This window comes from Isoptericola luteus, from assembly GCF_020297055.1.
Lineage (GTDB): Bacteria > Actinomycetota > Actinomycetes > Actinomycetales > Cellulomonadaceae > Isoptericola > Isoptericola luteus.
Window position 1 is genome coordinate 386,096 of sequence record NZ_JAIXCQ010000001.1, and the last position, 22,256, is coordinate 408,351.

The following is a 22,256-nucleotide window of genomic DNA, read 5'->3' on the forward strand; positions in this document are numbered from 1 at the left end:
GCCCCGCACCATGAAGTTCTACCTACGAAGGATCGGCTTCTACGCGGTCACGCTGTGGGCCGCCATCTCGCTGAACTTCTTCATCCCCCGCCTGCTGCCCGGCGACCCCTTCACGATCATCATGGCCAAGCTGCAGCGGGCGGGCGACATCTCGCCCCAGGTCGAGAACACGATCCGGCTCATGCTCGGCGCCGCGGAGGACAAGTCCATCTGGGAGCAGTACGCCGACTACTGGGCGAACCTCTTCCAGGGCAACCTCGGCGTCTCCGTGACCCAGTTCCCCACCCCGGTCACGGAGCTCATCGGCGACGCGCTGCCGTGGACGCTCGGCCTCGTGGGCACCGCCACCGTCATCTCGTTCGTGCTCGGCATCGGGCTCGGCGCGCTGGCCGGCTGGAAGCGCGGCTCCTGGGTGGACGGGCTCATCCCCAGCACGACGATGCTGCAGTCGCTCCCGTACTTCTGGGTGGCGCTGATCTTCATCTTCGTGTTCAGCGTGACGCTGCGCTGGTTCCCGATCATCGGCGGGTACGACGTCTTCGGGTTCAACGGCCCGGAGTGGACCTGGGCGTTCGTGGGCTCGGTGATCTACCACGCGTTCCTGCCGGCGCTCACGATCGTCATCTCGTCCGTCGGCGGCTGGCTCCTCGGGATGCGGAACATGATGGTCTCCACGCTGTCGGAGGACTACATCACCACCGCGGAGGCCAAGGGCCTGCGTCCGCGCCGCGTCTTCACGACCTACGCCGCACGGAACGCCGCGATGCCGTCCCTCGCCGGCTTCGGCGTCTCCCTGGGGTTCGTCGTGGCGGGCTCCCTGGTCATGGAGCAGGTCTTCACCTACCCGGGCATCGGCAAGCTGATGATCACGGCGGTGCGCAACAACGACTACGCCCTCATGCAGGGCACGTTCCTGGTGATCACGCTGGCCGTGCTGGCGGCGCTGTTCCTCATGGACGTGATCTACGGCTTCATCGACCCGAGGACGCGGCACCATGGCTGAACGACGCAAGCGCATCCCGCTCACCTGGTCCGGCAAGCTCGTCGCGGGCGTCGTGCTCGTCGGGGGCATCATCCTCTTCGCGATCGTCGGCCCGTGGGTCACGCAGGACCCGCGCAGCTCCGACAACCCGGCGATGCTGCCGCCCGAGCCCGGCCACTGGCTCGGCACGACGAGCCTCGGGTACGACACCCTGGCCCAGCTCGCCGAGGGCGCCCGCGGCTCCCTCCTCGTCGGCCTGATCGCGGGCTTCATCGCCATCGCCCTCGCGCTGCTGATCGGCGTGGTCGGCGGCTACCTGCGCGGCTGGACGGACGAGTTCCTCTCCCTGGTCACGGGCATCTGGCTCGTGATCCCCGGGCTGCCGCTGATGATCGTCATCGCCAGCTACCTCGAGGTGCGCAGCCTGTGGGTGGTGGCCCTGATCCTCGGCATCACCGGCTGGCCGGGCGCCGCGGTCGTGCTCCGGTCGCAGGCGCGCTCGCTGCGGGTGCGCGACTACGTGTCGGCCGCCCGCGTGGCGGGCGAGCGGACGCCGCGCATCATCCTCGTGGAGGTGCTGCCCAACCTGCTGCCCCTCCTCGCGGCGCAGTTCCTGGGCGCGGTCCTGCTGGCGATCCTCGGCGAGGCCGGGCTGTCGTACCTGGGGCTCGGCCCGAACGGGTCGATCACCTGGGGCACCATGCTCAACGAGGCGTACACGGGCGGCGCGCTCACCCGCGGTGCCTGGTGGTGGTTCGTCCCGCCGGGCGTGATGATCGCGCTGTTCGGCTGCGGTCTGTCGCTGATCAACTTCGCCATCGACGAGGTCGTCAACCCGAAGCTGCGGCTCGCGCCCGCCGCCACGAAGAGGGTCCGCAAGGCCCGGAGGTCCGGCCGGGACAAGCTCGGCCGCCAGGAGGCCGCGCCGGCCGCCGCCGACGCTCCCGCCGCGCCGGGCGTCGACCCGCACGACGACGGCGACCCGCACGACGACGGCGACCCGACCGAGCAGAAGGAGAAGGTGGACGCATGACCGCCACCACGACGGCGGGACCCCTCTCGTCGGCCACGCACGCCGACTACCTCGAGGGCCTCGAGCCGGTGCTCACCGCGCACGACATCTCGATCGACTACGAGGTGGACCCGCCGGTCCACGCGGTCAGGCACGCGTCCCTGACGCTCCACCGGGGAGAGATCCTCGGCCTGGCCGGCGAGTCCGGCTGCGGCAAGACCACCCTCGCGTACGGCCTGAACCGGCTCCTCAAGCCGCCGGCGATCCTGCGCTCGGGCGAGGTCACGTTCCACGACGCCGACGGCACCGACGTCGACGTGGTGGCCCTGCGGGACGACGCCCTGCGGGCCTTCCGGTGGGACAAGGTCTCGATGGTGTTCCAGGGGGCGATGAACTCCCTGAACCCCGTGATCAGCGTGCGCAAGCAGCTGCACGACGTGATGACCACCCACCGGCCGCAGATGACCAGGGCGGCACGGGACGAGCGGTCGGCCGAGCTCCTCGCCCTCGTGGGCGTGGACCCGGCCCGGCTCGACAGCTTCGCCCACGAGCTGTCGGGCGGGATGCGCCAGCGCGTGATGATCGCGATGGCGCTCGCGCTCAACCCGCAGGTCATGATCATGGACGAGCCCACGACGGCGCTCGACGTCGTCGTCCAGCGCGGGATCCTGCGCGAGATCATGCGGCTGCGCGAGCAGTTCCGCTTCGCGGTCGTGTTCATCACGCACGACCTGCCGATGCTGCTCGAGATCAGCGACCGGATCGCGGTGATGCGCGCCGGCGAGATCGTCGAGATCGACACCGCCGAGTCGATCTACACCCGGGCCCAGCACCCGTACACCCGGGAGCTGCTGACCGCGTTCCCGAGCCTGACGGGGGAGCGCGGGTCGTTCGTCCGCACCGGCCGGTCCGACGAGACCGGTCCGTCTGCCGGCACCGAGAAGGGGGACGCGTCATGAGCAGCCTCGAGGTCCGCCACCTGGTCAAGGACTTCAAGGTCCGCGGGGGCAAGCTGCGCGCGGTGAACGACGTGTCGTTCACCCTGGAGCCCGGCAGGACGATCGCCGTCGTCGGCGAGTCCGGCTCGGGCAAGTCCACGGTGGCGCGCATGATCGCCCAGCTCGAGACTCCGACGTCCGGCGAGATCCTGCTCGACGGCGCGCCGGTCGCGCGGCGTGGCCGGGCCCTGGCCGTCTACCGTCACCAGGTCCAGATGGTGTTCCAGGACCCGTTCGCGTCGCTCAACCCGTACCACACGGTGGCGCACCACCTGGAGCGGCCGCTGAAGATCCACGGGGTGGCCAAGGGGGACGCGCTGCGCCCTGCCGTGCACGGCCTGCTGGAGCGCGTGAACCTCACGCCGGCCGAGGTGTACGCGGCGAAGCAGCCGCACGAGATGTCCGGCGGGCAGCGGCAGCGCGTCGCGATCGCCCGGGCGCTGGCACCTGGCGCGCGGTTCCTCGTCGCGGACGAGCCCGTATCGATGCTGGACGTGTCGATCCGCCTCGGGGTGCTCAACCTGCTGGCCCGCCTGCAGCGGGAGGAGAACCTCGGCGTCCTCTACATCACGCACGACCTCGCCACCGCACGGCACTTCAGCGACGAGATCATCGTCATGTACCGCGGCGACGTCGTGGAGCGGGGACCGTCGGACGCCGTCATCCTCGACCCCCAGCACGACTACACGAAGACGCTGCTCGCCGCGGCTCCGGAGCCCTCGCGGCACGGCCGGCTGCGGGACGAGGTGCGGGCCGAGCTGGCGGCCGGGGCCTAGCCCGCGGCGGCTAGCCCGGGCGACCGGCGGCGGCCCGCTGCCGGTGCGCCTCGTACAGCACGATCGCGGCGGCGTTGGAGGCGTTGAGCGAGCTCGCCGACCCGGCCATCGGGATGCGGACGACGACGTCGGCGGCGTCCAGCCACGCCCGGGACAGCCCGGCGGTCTCGTTGCCCGTGAGCAGCAGCGTGGGGGCGGTCAGGTCGTGGTCGGCCGCGTCGAGGTCGCCGTGCTCGTCGGTGGCCACGACGACGAGCGGCAGGCCGGCGTCCCGCTGTGCCTGGACCCACGTCATCACCTCGCGGTGCGACGGCGAACGCACCACGGGCACGGCGAAGAGGGATCCCGTCGACGCGCGGACGGACCGCGGGTCGTAGGCGTCGGCGGCGTGGCCGGTGGTGATCAGCGCCTGGGCGCCGAAGGCGTCGGCGGACCGGGCGATCGCGCCGATGTTGCCCGGTTGCGTGGGACGGTCGAACACCACGCCGAGGAACGACGGGCCGGCTGCCACCCGCGAGAGGTCGTCCGGGGGCATCTCGACCACGGCGAGCAGCTCGACCGTGCCGTCCTGCTTCTCGGCCAGCTCGGCGAGCAGGGCGGGCGCCATCGCCACCAGCTCCGCCCCCGTGGAGCGCAGCAGGCCCTGCGCCCAGTCGGACAGCCGGGCCTCGGCGTCGTACAGCAGGGTCCGGACGGTCCACCCGTGCTCGACGGCCATCGAGATCGGCCGCACGCCCTGGACCAGGAACTCGCCGGCCCGCCCGCGCTTGGTCCGGTTGGTCAGTAGCGTCCCGAGCTGCTGGAACCGGGCGTTGCGGGTCGTGATCCGCAGGGTCGTCACCACCAGGGCCTCCGATGCGAGGGGACGGGCCGGCGCGCGCCGGCTCGGACCAGGATGCCTTATCGTGCCGCCATGCCCGCACGACGACGGACCGATCCCGAGCGAGGGCGCGCGGCTCTCGGCGCCTGGCTGCGCGGCGAGGCGACGCGCGTCGACGTGACGACGGCGGTGCGGTTCACGCTCGAGGAGCTGGCCGACGTCGCGCCCGGGAACGCCGTGGAGGTGCGGGTGCCGCCCGCCGGGGCCGTGCAGGCCGTGACCGGCCCGCGGCACACCCGCGGAACGCCGCCCAACGTGGTGGAGACCGACGTCGAGACCTGGCTCGCGCTGGCCGCCGGGCGGCTGAGCTGGGCCGAGGCCGTGGCGCAGGGGCGCGTGCGGGCGTCGGGCGAGCGGTCGGACATCTCCCACCTGCTGCCGCTGCAGGCCGCGCGGGAGCGCTGAGCACCAGGGCGGGCAGGCTCCGGTAGGCGGGTGTGGGCGCCGTCCGCTACGTTCGGCGTCACCCCTGGCAGTGGGGACCGCACCCCGGACGCCGTCGTCCTGTGACCTGCGGTTCAACCGTGGTTCACACGGGGCTGCTGGGATGGTCGTCCCGCAGTGCCACCCGCGAAGGAGCCCCAGTGAGCAGCACCCATCCGTCCCGGCGTCGAGGTCCGTGCGCGGCCGTCGTCGCCGCGGCGCTCGTCATCCCTGCGACCGGAGGGCTCGCCGCGCCGGCGTCCGCCGCCGTCGCCCCGGACGCTCCCGTGATCATCGACGAGGTCTACGGCGGAGGCGGCAACAGCGGCGCCGCGTTCAACCAGGACTTCGTGGAGCTGTATAACGCCTCGGACGAGGCCGTGTCGCTGGACGGCTGGTCGCTCCAGTACGCGTCGGCCGCGGGTTCGTGGGCCAACGGGTCCCAGACCGACCTCGTCGGGCAGGTCCCGCCCGGCGGGTCGTTCCTCGTCGGCCAGGCGTTCGGCGCGGATACGACCAAGCCCGCCCTGCCGACGCCGGACCTCACCGGCACCGTCGCGATGTCCGGGTCGGGCGCGAAGATCGCTCTCGTCCGGTCGACCGACCGCCTCACCTGCTCCGGCACGGCCTGCGCCGCGGCCGACGACGTCGTCGACCTGGTCGGGTGGGGGTCGAGCGCGAACGCGTACGCCGGCACGGCGCCCGCCCCGGGCACGACCAACGCCACGTCGGTGGCGCGCGACGAGCACGCCCACACCGCCGACAACGGGGCCGACTTCACCGCCGGCGTCCCGACGCCGACCGCGGGCGGTACGGGGCCCGGTCCGGACCCCGACCCGGATCCCGAGCCCCGGACGGCGACGATCGCCGAGATCCAGGGGACGGGCTCGGCGTCGCCGCTGGCCGGGTCAGTCGTCACGACGACCGGCGTCGTCACCGCGGCCTACCCGACGGGCGGCTTCGGCGGCCTGTACCTGCAGACCGCGGGCACGGGCGGGGACCCGGCCGACGACGCGACCCCCGGGGCGTCCGACGGCGTCTTCGTCTTCTCCCGCGCGGCGGCCGCCGACCTCGCCGTCGGGGACCACGTCGAGGTCACCGGCGAGGTGTCCGAGTACGAGGGCCTCACCGAGATCACCGCCGACTCCTGGACCGTGCTTGACGGGCCCGGCGAGGTCACGCCGCTGGCCACCGGCTGGCCCGCCACGGACGCCGGTCGCGAGGCGCTCGAGGGCATGCTGCTCGCCCCGCAGGGCGACTTCACCGTCACCGACAACTACGACACCAACTACTACGGCACCATCACGCTCGCAGCGGGCGACTCGCCGCTGGTACAGCCGACGACTGCGGGTCGGCCGGGCTCCGCCGAGGCGGCCGCGCAGGCGCAGGACAACGCCGCGCGGACGGTGCTGCTCGACGACGGCTCGTCGACGAACTACAGCTCGACCGCGAACAAGGGCCTGCCGCTTCCCTGGCTGACCGGCGCGGACCCCGTCCGGGTGGGCGCCGCGGTGACGTTCACGACCCCGGTCGTGCTCGACTACCGCTACGGCGCGTGGGGTCTGCAGCCGCGCACGCAGCTGACCCCCGACGTCGCGGAGGAGGTGCAGCCGGCCACGTTCGAGGACACCCGCGAGCAGAGCCCGCAGGACGTCGGCGGCACGCTCACGGTGGGCACCTTCAACGTGCTGAACTACTTCACCACCACGGGTGACGAGCTGACGGGCTGCACCTACTACACGGACCGCGACGGCGACCCGGTGACGGTCCGCGGCGGGTGCGACGCGCGCGGCGCCGCCGAGGACGAGGACCTCGAGCGGCAGCAGGCCAAGCTCGTCGCCGCGATCTCCACCCTCGGGGCCGACGTCGTCGCCCTGGAGGAGATCGAGAACTCCGCGCACTTCGGCGCGGACCGCGACCAGGCGCTGTCCGACCTGGTGGCGGCGCTCGACGCGCACGACGGCGCGGGCACCTGGGCGTTCGTCCCGTCACCCGCCGCCGTGCCCGCGGACGAGGACGTCATCCGCAACGCGTTCATCTACCGCACCGCCGGGGCCGAGCCGCTGGGCTCCTCGCGGATCCTCGACGACCCCGTCGCGTTCGGCAACGCCCGCCAGCCCTTGGCGCAGGTGTTCCAGCCGGCCGGGGGCGTGGACGCCGACCAGGGTGACGACGTCGTCGTCATCACGAACCACTTCAAGTCCAAGGGTTCCGCCGGGCCGTGGCCCGGCGACCAGGACACCGGCGACGGGCAGGGCAGCTCGAACGAGTCCCGGGTGCGGCAGGCGACGGCGCTCGCCGAGTTCGCCGACGACGTCGCGGCCCACGCCGGTACCGACGCGGTCCTGCTGGTGGGCGACTTCAACGCCTACGAGCAGGAGGACCCCATCGTCGTGCTCACCGAGGCCGGGTACACCGACCTGGGCCCGGCGACGGGCGAGTACTCGTACGTGTTCGACGGCATGGTCGGCTCGCTCGACCACGTGCTCGCGTCCCCGGCGGCGGCGGAGGCGATCACCGGCGCCGACATCTGGAACATCAACGCCGTCGAGCCGATCGCGAACGAGTACAGCCGCTTCAACTACAACGTGTCGAACCTGTACGACACGACTCCCTTCCGGTCGTCGGACCACGACCCGTTCCTCGTGGGCCTCGACCTGACGCCGTCGGCCGACGCGTGGGAGAAGCGCGCGACCTACACGCACGGTGACCGCGTGGTGCACGGTGAGGGCCTCTTCGAGGCGCTCTGGTGGACGCGCGGCGACGTGCCAGGCGCCACGCCGTACGGCGCGTGGGCCGAGGTGGGCGCGCCCGTCGTCACCGAGGCGGGCACCGTGCCGACGTGGACGGACACCTGGGTGTACGGCAGGGGCGACGTCGTCGTGCACGACGGCCACCGCTTCCAGGCGCGGTGGTACTCCCGCCACGTCGAGCCGCGCGCCTCGCTGTGGGGCCCGTGGGAGGACCTCGGGGCACTCTGACCACTCGTCGGCCGGGCCTGTCGCACCCTCGACCCGCTCGGCCGGCGTGGTCCTGGCCGCCGACCGGTGGCATAGGCTCGTGGCGTGAGCAGCCCGACCCCAGACCGGACCCCCGAGCCCGAGCCCGCACCGCAGGCCGACGCCTCGGGGGAGCCGCCGGCGCCGTCCACCCCGTCGACGCCGTCGGCGCCGTCGACGGCTCCTGGTGCGTCGGTGCCGGAGGACGAGCAGGACCTCGCGCTGCTCGTCGACCCGGAGCGGGTGCGCCGCGCGCCTCGATACCCGGCGTTCTTCACGGTGGGGGCGATCGTCGGGATCGTCGCCGGGCTCTGGTTCGGCACCTGGCTGGCCGGCAACGTGGACCCGTCCCAGGGGGACGCGCCGCTGCTCAAGCCTGGTGTCTTCGTCACCGTGATCACGCTGGGCACCACCACCCTCGCCGTGCTCCTCGCCGGGCTCGCCGCCCTCGTCGCCGACCGGCGGAGCCTGCGCCGCCGCTGAACGGGTCGCGGTGTCCACGATGGTCCCCGGCGCGATGCCCTGTGGGATACTCGGGTCATGCCCTTGCGCCCTGACGGCCGTCTGAACCACGACCTCATGCCCGGCGAGAAGGGACCCCAGGACGCGTGCGGCGTGTTCGGGGTCTGGGCCCCCGGTGAGGAGGTCGCCAAGCTCGCGTACTTCGGCCTCTACGCCCTGCAGCACCGCGGGCAGGAGTCCGCCGGCATCGCCACCAGCAACGGCGAGCAGATCCTCGTCTACAAGGACATGGGCCTCGTCTCCCAGGTCTTCGACGAGACGGCCCTGGACGCCCTGACCGGTCACCTCGCCATCGGCCACTGCCGCTACTCGACGACGGGCGGCGTCACGTGGGAGAACGCGCAGCCCACGCTCGGCGCGACGGCCGGCGGCACGGTCGCCCTGGGGCACAACGGCAACCTCACCAACTCCGCCGAGCTGGTCAACCTCGTCGCGGAGCGCTACGGCGCCCAGCGCCGTGGCGAGCTGGCCCGCGGCAACACCACGGACACGGCGCTCATCACCGCGCTCTTCGCGGGTGACGCCGACCACACCCTGGCCCAGACGGCGCTCGAGGTGCTCCCGCGTCTCCGGGGAGCCTTCTCCCTCGTGTTCATGGACGAGACCACCCTGTACGCGGCGCGCGACCCGCAGGGCGTGCGGCCGCTCGTGCTCGGCCGGCTGGACCGCGGCTGGGTCGTGGCGTCCGAGACCCCGGCCCTCGACATCGTCGGCGCGTCGTTCGTGCGCGAGGTCGAGCCCGGCGAGCTCATCACCATCGACGCCGACGGGCTGCGCTCGGAGCGGTTCGCCGAGGTGGAACGGGCGGGCTGCGTCTTCGAGTACGTCTACCTGGCGCGGCCGGACAACACGATCAACGGCCGCTCGGTGCACGCCGCGCGCGTCGAGATGGGCCGCGCGCTCGCCCGCGAGCACCCGGTGGAGGCCGACCTCGTCATCCCGACGCCCGAGTCGGGCACGCCCGCCGCGGTCGGCTACGCGGCGGAGTCCGGGATCCCGTTCGGCCAGGGCCTGACGAAGAACGCCTACGTGGGCCGCACCTTCATCCAGCCGTCCGACACGCTGCGCCAGCTCGGCATCCGGCTCAAGCTCAACCCGCTCAAGGAAGTGATCCGCGGCAAGCGGCTGGTCGTCGTCGACGACTCGATCGTGCGCGGCAACACCCAGCGCGCGCTCGTCCGGATGCTCCGGGAGGCCGGCGCCGCCGAGGTGCACGTCCGGATCTCGTCGCCGCCCGTGAAGTGGCCGTGCTTCTACGGCATCGACTTCGCGTCGCGCGCCGAGCTGATCGCCAACGGGCTCAACGCCGCGGAGATCGGCCAGTCGCTGGGAGCCGACTCGCTCGGTTACATCTCGGTCGACGGGATGATCGCCGCCACCGAGCAGCCCGAGTCGCAGCTCTGCGCGGCCTGCTTCACCGGCCGGTACCCGATCGAGCTTCCGGCTGCCGAGCAGCTCGGCAAGCACCTGCTCGAGCAGGCCGAGCTGCCCCTCGGGGCCCCGGAGGACGGGCTGACGCAGGTCTCCGTCGGTGCCGGTGCCTCCACGGCGCTCGACCACCCCTGACCCAGATACCGGTGGCACGCCACCGGCCCAGGAGCCACACGTGACGAACGAACCCCTGACCTACGCCGCCGCCGGCGTCGACACCGAGGCCGGCGACAAGGCCGTCGAGCTCATGAAGGACGCGGTGCGCCGCACCCACGGCCCGGCCGTGCTGGGTGGTGTCGGCGGGTTCGCGGGCCTCTTCGACCTGTCCGCGATCCGCACGTACCGCCAGCCGCTGCTCGCGACGTCGACCGACGGCGTCGGCACCAAGGTGGCCATCGCCCAGGCGCTCGACAAGCACGACACGATCGGGTTCGACCTGGTCGGCATGGTCGTGGACGACATCGTCGTGGTGGGCGCCGAGCCGCTGTTCATGACGGACTACATCGCCACGGGCAAGGTCGTGCCGGAGCGCGTGGCCGACATCGTGCGCGGCATCGCGCAGGCGTGCGAGGTGGCCGGCACGGCGCTCGTCGGCGGCGAGACCGCCGAGCACCCCGGACTGCTCGCGCCGGACGAGTACGACGTCGCCGGCGCTGCCACCGGCATCGTCGAGGCCGACGCCGTGCTCGGCCCGGAGCGGGTCCGGGCCGGCGACGTGCTCGTGGCCATGGGGTCCAGCGGGCTGCACTCCAACGGCTACTCGCTGGTGCGGGCCGTCGTGAAGCACGCGGGCTGGGAGCTCGGCCGCCAGGTCCCGGAGTTCGGCCGCACCCTCGGTGAGGAGCTGCTGGAGCCGACCCGCGTGTATGCCCGGGACGTGCTCGCGCTGGCGCAGGACCCGGCGGCACAGGTGCACGCGGTCACGCACGTGACCGGCGGCGGGCTGGCCGCGAACCTGGCGCGGGTGCTGCCCCAGGGCCTGGTCGCCACGGTCGACCGCGCCTCCTGGGAGGTGCCGCCGGTGTTCCGGACGGTGCGCGAGCTCGGCTCCGTTCCGCGCGGTGACCTGGAGAACACGCTCAACCTCGGCGTCGGCATGGTGGCGGTCGTCGCTGCGGACGGCGTGGAGCCGGCGCTGGCCACGCTCCGGGACCGGGGGGTGCCCGCCTGGGTCCTCGGCGAGGTCGGGGACCTCGACCCGGCGGCGCCGGCGGAGGACCTCGTCGCCGGCACGAAGGGTGTGCACGGCGGCGCCGTGCGGATGGTGGGCGACTACCGCTGACCCCTCACCTGGAGGGAAGAGGACAGAAGGGCCGGGCGGCGATGCCGTCCGGCCCTTCTGACTGGATCACGGGTGATCGGAGAGAGTCTCAGCGATCGTCGTGCCATGACGTATAGCGGTTGTCGTACTCGTCGTCGTCGCCCGCGAAGCGGTCCTCCGTGGCGACATCCGTACGACCACCCTCGCTACCCCTGAGCTCTTGCTCGAGCGCATGGTAGTTCGTCTCGGGGCTGTAGTACTTCAGCTCGCGAGCGACCTTGGTCTGCTTTGCCTTCTGACGGCCGCGGCCCATGGCTGAGACCCCCTCAACTAGGAGCGGGGCTGGCGACGTCTCAGACGTGCGGCCCCGTGCGTAAGTATCGTCTGTTCAGACCCTAACGGTACATGGTCCGAAGCCCTTCCCTCCACTCCGATGGGGCGGCGGGGCGAGGAGATGTCGTGTGAAGAGCCCGCTCACGGCGTCGGTGTGTCTCAGATCACGAGATCGTCATCGCGCATGGTGGGCATGTCGGGTGGGTTCCCGCGTCTCTGCGGGGCCGATCTGGCGCGTACGCCCGACTCGTCGGGGAACGGCGGTCCGCCGGGATTCATCCCGCTCCCAAGTCGCCTCAATCCCGCTTTCTGCACACAATGGATGAGCGAGGCCGTCGACCCTCCGGGCGCCGCTCGGGCCGGCCGCGTACTAGGAGGTGATCGGATGTCGCTCCACGGTGAGTCCGAGGTGCTGCTGACACCCGCCGAGGTAGCCAGCCTCTTCCGGGTCGATCCCAAGACCGTCACCCGCTGGGCGAAGGCGGGCAAGCTCTCGTCGATCCGTACGCTCGGCGGACACCGCCGGTACAAGGAGTCCGAGGTGCGGGCGCTCCTCGGCGCCGCGTCGGAGGACGCGCACCCCGACAAGTGACGCGGGCACGCAGGGAACGCACGAGAACCGCGGCGACGCTGCCGACACTTCTTCGCGCCCTGCTCAGCCCTGTTCAGCCCTGTTCCGTCGGCTTCCCTGCCCGTGCCCGCGCGGCGGAGCTCAGCGACGCGCGGAGCGGATGACGACGATCGCGACGACGGCGATCCCGGCCGCGACCGCGCCCAGGAGGATCTTCGCGTTCCGCTCCCGCTGCGGCTGCACGTCGGAGAGCCCACCACCGGTCACGAACGTCCCGAGGTCGGACGCCGCCTGCTTGGTCGTGTGGGCGAGCTGAGTGGCCTGGTAGCGCGGTGAGAGCCGCTCCACGAGGAGGTCGAGCGTCTCCCCGAGCTCGCTGCGGCTGCGCCTGACCTCGGCCTCGAGCTCCGCGGGGGTGGGTGCGGGCGTCTCGGGCCGCGGGATCGTGGGATCGCTCACCGGTGCATCCCCTTCTTGATCGTCTCGACGTCCTCCTTGACCCGGTCGATCGTCTCGGGTCGCTGCGCGGCACGCTTCAGCTGGGAGATCGCGATCCACGCGGCCAGGCCCGCGACGAGCAGGAGGAAGACCCCGACCACGAGGGCGGACAGCCACAGCGGCCAGACCGTGGCGAGCCCGAGCACCCCGGCCCAGATCAGGACGCCCACGGCGTAGAGGACCACCACGAGCGCGAAGCCGATGAGCCCGAGGCCGATGCCGGACTGCTTGGCCTTGGTCGTGAGCTCGGCCTTGGCGAGCGCGATCTCCGCGCGTACGAGCCGGGTGGCGCGCTCGGAGAGCTGCTCCACGAGCCGTCCCACGGTGGGCGGCTGCTCGGTGGGGGGCGGGGTCCGCCCGTCGTCCCAGTCCGTCATCGGCTGCTCCGATCCCTGATCCGATCGACCTGTGCTGTCCCCACTCAACCCGTACCTGCTGGTCCCGGCAATTCCAGGGAGCGTCCCGTGCTCGTCGTTCACCCGCTCCGGGACGACGAAACCCCCGTGGCCTGGGGCCCGGGGGTTCCGGCTGTGGCTCCGACCGGCGTCGATCCGGTGACCTTTCGATTTTCAGTCGAACGCTCTACCAACTGAGCTACAGAGCCATGACACGAACGCCCGGGCGCCGTTGCCGACGAACCGGGCGCATCATGCGCGACCCTGACGGGACTTGAACCCGCGACCTCCGCCGTGACAGGGCGGCGCGCTAACCAACTGCGCTACAGGGCCTCGGCGAGGAGTGGAACTCCTTGCCGGAGAGCTCGTTTCGAGCCGAGAAGAAGCGTACCCCATGGTTCGGGCGATCCTGAAATCGGCTCCTGACCAGGGAAAACACTCCGTGTTTGCCGACCCCGCGAGGCCTGCAGACGTACCCCCAACGGGATTCGAACCCGTGCTACCGCCGTGAAAGGGCGGGGTCCTAGGCCGCTAGACGATGGGGGCTGGACGACGGCAAGCATACCTAGTCGTCAGCCCGGGGCTCGCCGGTGGGCGAGGATGGGCGCGTGGTGGAGATGACGCGCGAGGAGTTCGAGGACGCCGTCCGGGACGGGCTCGACGAGGTGCCGGCCGAGCTGGCGGCGATGATGGACAACGTCGTCGTCCTCGTGGAGGACGAGGCCCCGGCGGACGACCCGGAGCTGCTGGGCCTGTACGAGGGGGTGCCGCTCACCGAGCGGGACCTCCACTGGGCCGCCGGCTCGCTGCCCGACCGGATCACGATCTACCGCAACCCCACCCTCGCGATCTGCGAGAGCCGCGAGGACGTCGTCGAGGAGGTCGCGGTCACCGTCGTGCACGAGATCGCGCACCACTTCGGGATCGACGACGACCGGCTGCACGAGCTCGGCTGGGACTGACCCTTCACCGAGCCCGGAAGACCCGGCGAGGCGTCGGCGCAGGGGGTCAGCGGCGCGGCGAGTACTCCCAGTGCCACGCCTCGGGCTTGCGGCCACCCGCCTGCGCCCAGTCGGGGTTCTCCCAGCCGAACTCGCCCGCGTGGGCGACCAGCCACTCGTGCTGCGCCGACCCGAACCTCTCCACCCCACCGTTGAGGTCGACGGCCACGGCCCAGCCGTGGTTGGAGTAGCCGGGCATGGCGGCGAAGTAGCCGCGCGACGCCTTGGTGGCGACCTGCGCGTCGTACGAGCGGTAGGAGTCCCGGATCTTGAGGTGAGCGCCGAAGCGTGCGTGATACGCGGCGTCCAGCCGATCGAGCTGGTCCGCGGCGTCGCAGCGGAGGGTCTCGCCGCGGGCGAACGACGGCTGGCACAGATCGTCCGCGGGGATCCGCCCGTTCTCGTGGCCCGCGGTGTCGTCCGCGTGATCGGCGAGCGTGCGCGCGGCCTTGCGCGCCCCCTTGACCTCGGCCCGGAGCACCTCGGCGGGGGTGTCCGGCGCCGGCTCGATGTCGATCTGCCCGGTCTGCGCCTTGTCGAGGAGCGCCGTGAGGGATGCGGTGGCCTTCTCGATCTTCGCGTCCGGAGACGCCGCGCTCGTGGCGCCCTCGGTCGGCTCGGTGCCGGAGCCGTCGTCGGACGCCGGTCGCGTCGCACCGTCGGGAACGGCGGTGACGACGTCGAGCGTCGGCAGTCGGAGGCCGGCGGGTGACGGCGCCACCGCCCGCGGGGCGACGGCCTCGTCGGCCTTCGTGCGTCCCGGCGACGGCGTGGTCTCGGCCGTCTTGGACTTGGCCGACGCCTTGGCTTCCTTGGCTTCCTTGGCTTCCTTCGCCTTGGTCGCCTTGGTCGCCTTGGTCGCCTTGGTCGCCTTGGTCGCCTTGGTCGCCTTGGTCGCCTGGGCCGTCTTGGAGGGCTTGGACGCCTCGTCCTCGGCCCTGTCGTTCGCGGATGCGTCGGTGGTGCCGCGCTCGTCGAGGGACGTCCGCTCGGACGTCCGTGACGCGGCACGCGCCGCGGGCGTGGCCGCCCGCTCGGCGACGAGCTCTTGGAGCGCCTCGGCGCGGGCGGAGATCTTCTCGCGCTGCTTCTTCGTCACGGCCAGCGAGTCGCTCGTCACCGACGTCGCCCGGGCGAGCGCGGCCTGGGCGGCGCTGACGCTCTCCGACGACCCTGCGCCGGCCAGCGTCGCCGAACCGGCGAAGGCGGCGCCACTCACCGTGTCGGCCGCCATGGTGCCAGCCGCCACGGTGCCGGCCGTCGACGCACCCGCCGACGCACCCGCCGACGCCGGGCCCGAGGCCGCGTCGCTGGTGGCCGCCACGCCGGTGCAGATCCCGGCGGTCAGCGCCATCACGGTCAGGGCGACCGGGACGGCGCCGCGGTGCCGCTCGCGCCAGGGCGCGCGCGACCGCGGCACGGGGCGCTGGGGGCGGTGGACGTCCCTGCGGCGGGGCAGAGGGGTCGCGGCAGGCCGGGCGTCGGGGGAGTCAGGGGTCGCTCCGCCGTCGGGCAGGGGGGAGCGCGGGGCGTCGTGCAGAGTCAAGATGCGGGGTCCTGGGATCCTCGGGGAAGGGAAGCTCCTTCCATGGTGCGCACACGCACGACGTGCTCAGGACCGTTCACTTGAGCGTCAGACAAGGATCAGGTGCGGACCAGGGAACCGGGATGTGAAGGCCCGGACAACCAGGACACGGGTTGCCGCCGTCGACCACCGGCCCGCCGTTCACAGCGCCCGGACAGGGAGACGTTCCTAGGCTGAGGGCATGCTCCCGTTCACCGATCCCGACCTCGGTGAGACCGCCGAGGCCACCGCCAGCCTCGCGGTCACCCTGGCATGGGCGGTCGGCGCGATCGTCGTCGCGTACGTGCTCGCGACGTTCGCGTCGGTCCTCATCCGGCGGCTGGGACGCCGGAACCCGCTGGTGCGGGACATGGGACTGAGGATGCGGCGGCCGATGCGGGCCGTGCTCATGATCGTCGCGTTCTGGCTCGCGGTGCACCTGACCGCCGACCGGAACGAGCCGTGGTTCGACGCCGTCGGGCACGTGCTGCTCATCGCCACCATCATCGCCGTGGCCTGGCTGGTGGGCGCGGTGGCCTTCGTCGTGGAGGACCGCACCCTCGCCCGCTTCAGCGGCGACCGTGTGGACGACCGGCACGCCCGCCGGGTCCGTACGCAGGTCAACCTCGTGCGCCGGGTCACCGTCGCCGCCCTGGTGATCTGCGCGATCGCGGCCGTGCTCCTCACGTTCCCCACCATGCAGGCCGCGGGGGCGAGCATCCTCGCCTCGGCGGGCGTCCTCTCGATCGTGCTCGGCGTCGCGGCGCAGTCGTCGCTGGCGAACGCGTTCGCGGGCATGCAGATCGCGTTCACCGACGCGATCCGGGTGGACGACGTGGTCGTCCTGAACGGTGAGTTCGGCCGCATCGAGGAGATCACGCTCACCTACGTCGTCGTGCACGCGTGGGACGACCGGCGGCTGATCCTGCCGTGCACCTACTTCACCACCACGCCCTTCGAGAACTGGACCCGGCGCGCCGCCGACCTGCTCGGCACCGTGGTGCTGGACCTCGACTTCCAGGTGCCGATGGGCGAGCTGCGCGCCGAGCTGGACCGGCTGCTCGACTCGTCGGCCCTGTGGGACCGGCGCACCGGGGTGCTGCAGGTGACCGACGCGGTGGACGGCCGGGTCCGGGTGCGCGCCCTGGTGAGCGCGGCCGACGCCCCGACGCTCTGGGACCTGCGCTGCTTCGTGCGGGAGGGCCTGGTCGAGTGGCTGCAGCGGGAGGTGCCGGAGGCGCTCCCGCGGATGCGGGTCGACGGCGTCACCGCGCGCGCCGGCGCGCCGGGCCGGGCCGCGGACGGTGGTCCTGCCGGGGTCGAGGCCGTCGTCGACGGCGAGCCCGGCGACGAGCCGGACGCGGAGCATGCCCGGGACGCGAAGGCCCGCGGCCGCGGACGCAAGGGCAAGGCTGGGGCCGCTCCGGCGGTCGTCCCGGCCAGAGCCCCGGTGCGGCACCGCGACCTGCCGTCGCCCACGCGCTCGACCGTTCGGCCCGCGACGCCCGGCAAGGGGCACGGGCAGGACCGGACCGTCGTGCTGGGCGCCGTCGAGCTCCCGGGCGAGGGCGGCGACCGGCCCCTCGACGCGACCGTCGTCATGCCCGCGATCGAGGACCTGGACGCGGAGCAGGGCAGCACCGCGGAGCGGTCGGCGCTGTACAGCGGCAGCGCGGAGGCGGAGGCCCGGTCCAAGCACTTCCACGGGCCCGGCCAGGACGTCATCGAGCAGCGCGAGCAGACCGCGCTCCTCCACCTGGGCGAAGCCGAGGTGGACGAAGAGAACGCGGCCGACACGGCCGACGTGGAACCGGCGGACGACGACGATCCGGCCGACGGCCGGAGCGGACGCCGGGGGCGGCTGGCGCCGGACTCCGGCGACGGAGGTCCCACCGGCGGACGGGGGGACGGCGGCGGCGACGGCAACTGACCGCACGGGCAGGGAGCGACTCGGGCTGCGTCGGCGCCCGGTCTCAGCGGTCGTCAGCACTCGTCAGCCTCGTCGTGGGTACCGGTCGTCAGTGCCGGTCCTCGGTGCCGGCGAACCAGCGCAGGAACTCCGTGGGCAGGTCGTCGTCGGCCCCCGTGAGCCACATGAGCAGCTGGTCGGGATGGTCGGTGATGATCCCGTCGACGCCGGCGGACACCAGCGTGGCCCAGGTGTCCTTGTCGTTCACCGTCCAGGCGACCACGTGCAGTCCGGCGTCGTGGCACCGGGCCACCAGCGACGGGTCGGCGGAGATCATGGGCCAGGCGAGGCTCACGCCGGCCGCGCCGAGCGCAGTCGCCTTCTGCACCAGGTCGGGGTGGTCGCCCTCCGCCAGCAGCGCCCGCGGCACGGTAGGGGCGACCTCGCGCAGCGCGGCGACGGTGGGCGGCTGGAAGCTCTGCCCCATGAACCGGTCGACCAGCCCGGCCGCCTCGACGGCACCCACGGTGACGGCGACCTCGTCCGGGGTCCAGTAGCCCTTGTACTCGCACAGCAGGTCCATGCCCGGGTGCGTGGCGAGGAACGCGAGGACCTCGTCGAGCGTCGGGATGCGCTGGCCCGCGAACTCGGGCGCGAACCACGACCCGGCGTCGAGCTCGCGCAACGAGTCGACCGGCAGCCGGCCGACCGCCCCGGACCCGTCGGTGGTGGCGTCGACGGTCGCGTCGTGGATGACCACCGGCACGCCGTCCGCGCTCAGGTGCACGTCGATCTCGACGACCTGGGCGCCCGCCCGCCACGCCGTCTCGAACGACGCCAGGGTGTTCTGCGGGGCGACGCCGGGGCTCCCGCGGTGGGCGACGACGACCGGCCGTGGTGGCTGGCCCGCTCCGGCCGGGCGGGGGGTGGCGAGGAACGTGGTCACGTGCCACTCCTTCGGCGATGCCGGACGTCGGATTCCTCACTGTAGGACCGCGGCGGCTCGAAGAGTGCGCGCCGGACCGTGCCGCACCGGATCGGTGGCGTTGTTCGTCCGCTGTCTGCGGGCCGTTCATCCGGCGCCGCGCCGCGTAGGGGTGGGCCCCCCGGGGATCGAACCCGGAACCCGCGGATTAAAAGTCCGCTGCTCTGCCGATTGAGCTAGAGGCCCGCCGTCGACCGTCCGCGGGGCGGGAGGCGGCTGCGCACAGCGTACGCGGGGGCGGGGCCGCCTTGGATGCGACGGACCCGCGCCGTCGTGCGAACGACCGGTGCTGGAGGCCACGGTCACGGCCCGGAGGGCAACCTATCTGAGCGCCGAGACCGTGTCACCCGCAGTCTCAGCTCGTGGGAGATCTTGCCCTGATCGCGTCTCATCGTTGCTTTGGCACCCGGACCCTGTTTCGGTGGAGCAGTACGCCCGGACCATCGAGAGGAGCGTCCATGCTCACCGTGACCGACAACGCCCGGACCGCCGTGCAGGATCTTGCCCAGCAGGCGGGGGTACCGGACGAGGGCGGCCTGCGGATCGCGCAGTCCGCCGGCCAGCCCGGCAACTTCGAGCTGGCGCTCGTTCCCGCGCCCCAGCCCGACGACCAGGTCGTCGAGGAGGAGGCGCCGCACGTCTTCGTCGAGGCTCAGGCGGCACCCGCCCTCGACACCCTCACGCTCGACACCGACCCCGAGGCCCAGGGGCCCGGGTTCGTGCTCACGCCTCAGGCCTGAGCCACTTCTTGTCAGGCCGACGGGGACGGACCGGTGACCGGTCCGTCCCCGTCGTCATGCCCCGCTCGCGGGCTCGACGATCCAGGTGGCGCCGAGCACGAGGCAGCCGACGGTGACGAGCAGGAACACGATCACCCACAGGATGCCGGTGGTCCGCGTGAGCGTGCCGAGCTGGTCGGCGTCGGACCGCCGGGCCCGGCCCTGCGAGCGCTGCGCCTGCAGCTCGAAGACGGGGCGGACGGAACCCAGCAGCAGGAACCACGTGACCGCGTAGGCGACGGTCGACTGCGCCTCGGGCTCCAGCCACCAGGAGACCGCCACGAGCGCGCCGCCGCTGATGAGGACCGACCAGAGCCCGAACCAGTTGCGGATCTTGAGCAGGAGCAGGGCGAGCAGCACGACGAGCAGCCACAGCAGCCCGACGGCGTAGCCCTGGCGCAGCAGCCACGCGGCGCCCAGCCCGGTCAGGCCGGGGCCGACGTAGCCGGCGAAGGCCGTGACGATCATGCCGAACCCGCGCGCCCGCCCGGCGGACACGGTGAGGCCGGAGGTGTCCGAGTGCAGGCGGATCCCGTCCAGCCGGCGGCCGGTGAGCATCGCGGCGACGGCGTGCGCGCCCTCGTGGGCGATGGTCACGACGTGCCGTGCCACCCGCCACACGGGCGTCACGAGCACGACGGCCAGCGCCACCAGCCCGGCGGCGAGCACGACCGTCTGCGACGGCGGGTCCACCGGCGTGGTCGCCGCCGTCCAGATCTGTCCGATCACGTCCACGGTGGTCTCCAGGAAGTCGTCCACGGCGGACATTCCACCACGACAGCCTGATCACGACGGCAGTTCGTGATCAAAGCGGCAGAACGAACTGCCGACCGGATCACGAACTGCCGCGGTGATCGCCCCGGAGCGTGCTGTCCGCCGTCGGTGCGCCGGCGTGCGACAATGGGGTCAGGTGGCTGCGCGTCCGCGCGCCCCGCGTCGTGGTGATCCCCCTGGATTGTGTGCGGCGGACCCCGACCCGACGTCTCCGACGTCCGAGCCCGAGAGGCCCCCCTTTCTGTGACTTCCTTTGCCGATTTCGGCCTGCCCACGCCCGTCGTCCGTCTGCTGACGGACCAGGGCATCACTGCTCCCTTCCCCATCCAGACGGCGTCCCTGCCGGACACGCTCGCGGGCTCCGACGTCCTCGGCCGCGGCCGCACGGGCTCCGGCAAGACGCTCGCCTTCTCGCTGCCGGTCGTGACCCGGCTCGCGACGTCGGCGGCCAAGGCTGTCGCGGCGGGCAAGCCCCGCCGTCGGCCCGGCCGGCCGCGCGCGCTGGTGCTCTGTCCCACCCGTGAGCTCGCCAACCAGATCAACGCCGTGCTGGAGCCGCTCGCGGCGGCGCTCGGCCTGAAGACGACGACGATCTTCGGCGGCGTGGCACAGTCGCGCCAGGTGACCGCGCTCGCGGGCGGCGTCGACGTCGTCATCGCCTGCCCGGGGCGCCTCGAGGACCTGCTGGGCCAGAAGCACCTGTTCCTCGACGACATCGAGATCACGGTGCTCGACGAGGCCGACCACATGGCCGACCTCGGCTTCCTGCCCGGCGTCAAGCGCATCATGGACCGCACGCCGTCGGTGGGGCAGCGCCTGCTGTTCTCCGCGACGCTGGACAACGGCGTCGACGTGCTCGTCAAGCGCTACCTGAAGACCCCGGTCACCCACTCGGTCGACGACGCCGCCGCGCCGCCGCCGCAGATGACCCACCACATCCTCGCGGTCTCCGACGCCGACGCGAAGAAGGACGTGGTGCACGCGCTGGCGTCCGGCACGGGTCGTCGCGTCCTGTTCACCCGCACCAAGCACCAGGCGAAGAAGCTGGCCAAGCAGCTCACCGGCGCGGGCGTGCCCGCCGTCGACCTGCACGGCAACCTCGGGCAGGGGGCGCGCGAGCGCAACCTCGCGGCGTTCTCGTCCGGCTCGGTGAAGGTGCTGGTCGCCACGGACATCGCGGCGCGCGGCATCCACGTGGACGACGTCGAGCTCGTCGTGCACGTCGACCCGCCGGCCGAGCACAAGGCGTACCTGCACCGCTCCGGGCGGACGGCGCGGGCCGGCTCGGTGGGCGACGTCGTGACCGTGATGCTCCCCGAGCAGCGCGGCGACGTGCGCGACCTGACGCGCAAGGCGAAGATCTCCGCGCGCCCGCAGCCGGTGACGCCGGGGGACGCGACGGTGTCCGCCCTCGTCGGCGAGCTCGCCCCCTACGTCAAGCCGGCGCCCGCGCCCGCGCCGCAGCAGCCCTCGCGGAAGAGCCAGGGCCAGGGTCAGGGCCGTTCCAGGTCCGGCCAGTCGGCGGGCTCCCGCCACGGTTCCGGCACGCAGGGCGTCTCGCACGGGGGTGGCTCGTACGGCGGTGGCGCCCAGGCCGGGTCCCGCGCAGACGGCGCCCCCGGGCAGCCGGGACAGCGCCGTCGTCGGCGTGGTGGCCGCGGCCGCGGGCCGCGCGTCGGCGCCTGACCATCCGCGCCCGGGGCGGAACACCCGCGACCGGGCCTCGGTTGTCACCCACGGAGGTGTCAGATGACGTACGAGGTGACCAAGACCGACGAGCAGTGGCGCGCCGAGCTCTCCCCGCAGGAGTTCGCGGTGCTCCGCCAGGCCGGCACCGAGCGGGCCTGGACGGGTGAGCTGCTCGGCGAGCAGCGGACCGGTGTGTACCGGTGTCGGGCCTGCGGGCACGAGCTGTTCCGCAGCGAGACCAAGTTCGAGTCGCACTGCGGGTGGCCGTCGTTCTACACGCCGCTCGCGGAAGACCGGGTAGAGCTGATCGAGGACCGTTCGGCGGGGATGGTCCGTACCGAGGTGCGGTGCGCCGGCTGCGGCTCGCACCTGGGCCACGTGTTCGACGACGCGCCGCAGACGCCCACGGGCGACCGCTTCTGCATGAACTCGGTGAGCCTGGCGTTCGAGCCCACCGAGGGCTGAGCGCCGGCG

At 72.8% G+C, this 22,256-nt stretch carries 22 protein-coding genes and 4 tRNA genes; 15 read left to right on the forward strand and 11 right to left on the reverse strand.

What is annotated here, in order from left to right:
* The first annotated feature begins 10 nt into the window (after nucleotides 1–10).
* The 4 genes from LEP48_RS01845 to LEP48_RS01860 are packed head-to-tail and all read left to right on the forward strand — an operon-like array spanning nucleotide 11 to nucleotide 3,768.
* Nucleotides 11–1,003: an ABC transporter permease gene (locus LEP48_RS01845; RefSeq protein WP_225563811.1), complete on the forward strand. Its 993-nt coding sequence runs from the start codon at nucleotides 11–13 to the stop codon at nucleotides 1,001–1,003.
* Nucleotides 996–2,015, forward strand: a complete 1,020-nt coding sequence (locus tag LEP48_RS01850; protein WP_225563812.1) for an ABC transporter permease — start codon at nucleotides 996–998, stop codon at nucleotides 2,013–2,015. The genes LEP48_RS01845 and LEP48_RS01850 overlap by 8 nt, the downstream gene beginning before the upstream one ends.
* Entirely contained in the window at nucleotides 2,012–2,953 is a 942-nt protein-coding gene (locus LEP48_RS01855; RefSeq protein WP_225563813.1) for an ABC transporter ATP-binding protein, read from the forward strand. Before LEP48_RS01850 ends, LEP48_RS01855 begins: the two co-directional genes overlap by 4 nt.
* Entirely contained in the window at nucleotides 2,950–3,768 is an 819-nt protein-coding gene (locus LEP48_RS01860; protein ID WP_225563814.1) for an ABC transporter ATP-binding protein, read from the forward strand. The genes LEP48_RS01855 and LEP48_RS01860 overlap by 4 nt, the downstream gene beginning before the upstream one ends.
* 10 nt (nucleotides 3,769–3,778) lie before the next feature.
* Here the strand turns inward: LEP48_RS01860 and LEP48_RS01865 are convergent, their stop codons facing one another.
* The gene (locus LEP48_RS01865) at nucleotides 3,779–4,612 is read right to left on the reverse strand and encodes a TrmH family RNA methyltransferase (protein WP_308009943.1); all 834 of its coding nucleotides are present in this window, start codon (nucleotides 4,610–4,612) and stop codon (nucleotides 3,779–3,781) included.
* 69 nt (nucleotides 4,613–4,681) lie between these two features.
* On the opposite strand from LEP48_RS01865, the gene LEP48_RS01870 reads away from it, so the two are divergent.
* From LEP48_RS01870 to purM, 5 genes are all read left to right on the forward strand, one after another.
* A complete protein-coding gene (locus tag LEP48_RS01870; RefSeq protein WP_225563815.1) occupies nucleotides 4,682–5,053 on the forward strand; it encodes a sterol carrier family protein in 372 nt (123 codons plus the stop codon).
* 179 nt (nucleotides 5,054–5,232) lie between these two features.
* Nucleotides 5,233–8,052, forward strand: coding sequence for an ExeM/NucH family extracellular endonuclease (locus LEP48_RS01875; RefSeq protein ID WP_225563816.1), 2,820 nt, complete (start codon nucleotides 5,233–5,235; stop codon nucleotides 8,050–8,052).
* Nucleotides 8,053–8,136: 84 nt separating this feature from the next.
* Entirely contained in the window at nucleotides 8,137–8,553 is a 417-nt protein-coding gene (locus LEP48_RS01880) for a hypothetical protein (protein WP_225563817.1), read from the forward strand.
* A gap of 57 nt (nucleotides 8,554–8,610) precedes the next feature.
* Complete coding sequence (purF, locus tag LEP48_RS01885) at nucleotides 8,611–10,158, forward strand: amidophosphoribosyltransferase (protein ID WP_225563818.1); 1,548 nt, start codon at nucleotides 8,611–8,613, stop codon at nucleotides 10,156–10,158.
* A 40-nt stretch (nucleotides 10,159–10,198) separates the two neighbouring features.
* A complete protein-coding gene (gene purM / locus LEP48_RS01890) occupies nucleotides 10,199–11,305 on the forward strand; it encodes a phosphoribosylformylglycinamidine cyclo-ligase (protein WP_225563819.1) in 1,107 nt (368 codons plus the stop codon).
* 88 nt (nucleotides 11,306–11,393) lie between these two features.
* Here purM and LEP48_RS01895 read toward each other — a convergent pair whose 3' ends face one another.
* Complete coding sequence (locus LEP48_RS01895) at nucleotides 11,394–11,597, reverse strand: DUF3073 domain-containing protein (RefSeq protein ID WP_225563820.1); 204 nt, start codon at nucleotides 11,595–11,597, stop codon at nucleotides 11,394–11,396.
* A gap of 405 nt (nucleotides 11,598–12,002) precedes the next feature.
* Here LEP48_RS01895 and LEP48_RS01900 point away from each other — a divergent pair, with 405 nt between their 5' ends.
* Nucleotides 12,003–12,209: a BldC family transcriptional regulator gene (locus LEP48_RS01900; RefSeq protein WP_225563821.1), complete on the forward strand. Its 207-nt coding sequence runs from the start codon at nucleotides 12,003–12,005 to the stop codon at nucleotides 12,207–12,209.
* A 120-nt stretch (nucleotides 12,210–12,329) separates the two neighbouring features.
* On the opposite strand, the gene LEP48_RS01905 is transcribed toward LEP48_RS01900, so the two are convergent.
* The 5 genes from LEP48_RS01905 to LEP48_RS01925 all read right to left on the reverse strand — a co-directional run bounded on the left by LEP48_RS01905 (nucleotide 12,330) and on the right by LEP48_RS01925 (nucleotide 13,627).
* The gene (locus tag LEP48_RS01905; RefSeq protein ID WP_225563822.1) at nucleotides 12,330–12,647 is read right to left on the reverse strand and encodes a DUF3618 domain-containing protein; all 318 of its coding nucleotides are present in this window, start codon (nucleotides 12,645–12,647) and stop codon (nucleotides 12,330–12,332) included.
* The gene (locus tag LEP48_RS01910) at nucleotides 12,644–13,063 is read right to left on the reverse strand and encodes a phage holin family protein (protein ID WP_225563823.1); all 420 of its coding nucleotides are present in this window, start codon (nucleotides 13,061–13,063) and stop codon (nucleotides 12,644–12,646) included. The genes LEP48_RS01905 and LEP48_RS01910 overlap by 4 nt, the downstream gene beginning before the upstream one ends.
* 154 nt (nucleotides 13,064–13,217) lie before the next feature.
* A tRNA-Phe gene (locus LEP48_RS01915) sits at nucleotides 13,218–13,290 on the reverse strand.
* 50 nt (nucleotides 13,291–13,340) lie between these two features.
* Nucleotides 13,341–13,414, reverse strand: a tRNA-Asp gene (locus LEP48_RS01920).
* 140 nt (nucleotides 13,415–13,554) lie between these two features.
* Nucleotides 13,555–13,627 (reverse strand) — tRNA-Glu (locus LEP48_RS01925).
* 71 nt (nucleotides 13,628–13,698) lie between these two features.
* Between LEP48_RS01925 and LEP48_RS01930 the strand changes: the two genes are divergently transcribed.
* Nucleotides 13,699–14,043: a metallopeptidase family protein gene (locus tag LEP48_RS01930; protein WP_225564097.1), complete on the forward strand. Its 345-nt coding sequence runs from the start codon at nucleotides 13,699–13,701 to the stop codon at nucleotides 14,041–14,043.
* A 46-nt stretch (nucleotides 14,044–14,089) separates the two neighbouring features.
* On the opposite strand, the gene LEP48_RS01935 is transcribed toward LEP48_RS01930, so the two are convergent.
* Nucleotides 14,090–15,628: a M15 family metallopeptidase gene (locus LEP48_RS01935; protein WP_225563824.1), complete on the reverse strand. Its 1,539-nt coding sequence runs from the start codon at nucleotides 15,626–15,628 to the stop codon at nucleotides 14,090–14,092.
* A 220-nt stretch (nucleotides 15,629–15,848) separates the two neighbouring features.
* Here LEP48_RS01935 and LEP48_RS01940 point away from each other — a divergent pair, with 220 nt between their 5' ends.
* Nucleotides 15,849–17,576, forward strand: a complete 1,728-nt coding sequence (locus LEP48_RS01940) for a mechanosensitive ion channel family protein (RefSeq protein ID WP_225563825.1) — start codon at nucleotides 15,849–15,851, stop codon at nucleotides 17,574–17,576.
* 88 nt (nucleotides 17,577–17,664) lie between these two features.
* Here LEP48_RS01940 and LEP48_RS01945 read toward each other — a convergent pair whose 3' ends face one another.
* Nucleotides 17,665–18,501, reverse strand: a complete 837-nt coding sequence (locus tag LEP48_RS01945; RefSeq protein ID WP_225563826.1) for a glycerophosphodiester phosphodiesterase — start codon at nucleotides 18,499–18,501, stop codon at nucleotides 17,665–17,667.
* 152 nt (nucleotides 18,502–18,653) lie between these two features.
* Nucleotides 18,654–18,726: transfer RNA gene (locus tag LEP48_RS01950), tRNA-Lys, on the reverse strand.
* Between the two features lie 272 nt (nucleotides 18,727–18,998).
* Between LEP48_RS01950 and LEP48_RS01955 the strand changes: the two genes are divergently transcribed.
* On the forward strand, nucleotides 18,999–19,280 hold the full coding sequence (locus LEP48_RS01955) for an iron-sulfur cluster biosynthesis family protein (protein ID WP_225563827.1): 282 nt from the start codon (nucleotides 18,999–19,001) through the stop codon (nucleotides 19,278–19,280).
* A gap of 54 nt (nucleotides 19,281–19,334) precedes the next feature.
* On the opposite strand, the gene LEP48_RS01960 is transcribed toward LEP48_RS01955, so the two are convergent.
* Nucleotides 19,335–20,087: a M50 family metallopeptidase gene (locus LEP48_RS01960; RefSeq protein WP_225563828.1), complete on the reverse strand. Its 753-nt coding sequence runs from the start codon at nucleotides 20,085–20,087 to the stop codon at nucleotides 19,335–19,337.
* A 249-nt stretch (nucleotides 20,088–20,336) separates the two neighbouring features.
* Here LEP48_RS01960 and LEP48_RS01965 point away from each other — a divergent pair, with 249 nt between their 5' ends.
* Nucleotides 20,337–21,779 carry a DEAD/DEAH box helicase gene (locus LEP48_RS01965; RefSeq protein ID WP_225563829.1) on the forward strand — a complete coding sequence of 481 codons (1,443 nt, stop codon included), beginning with the start codon at nucleotides 20,337–20,339 and terminating at the stop codon, nucleotides 21,777–21,779.
* A gap of 63 nt (nucleotides 21,780–21,842) precedes the next feature.
* Nucleotides 21,843–22,247 (forward strand): peptide-methionine (R)-S-oxide reductase MsrB, encoded by a 405-nt coding sequence (gene msrB / locus LEP48_RS01970; RefSeq protein WP_225563830.1) that lies wholly within the window; start codon nucleotides 21,843–21,845, stop codon nucleotides 22,245–22,247.
* Nucleotides 22,248–22,256 lie beyond the last annotated feature (9 nt).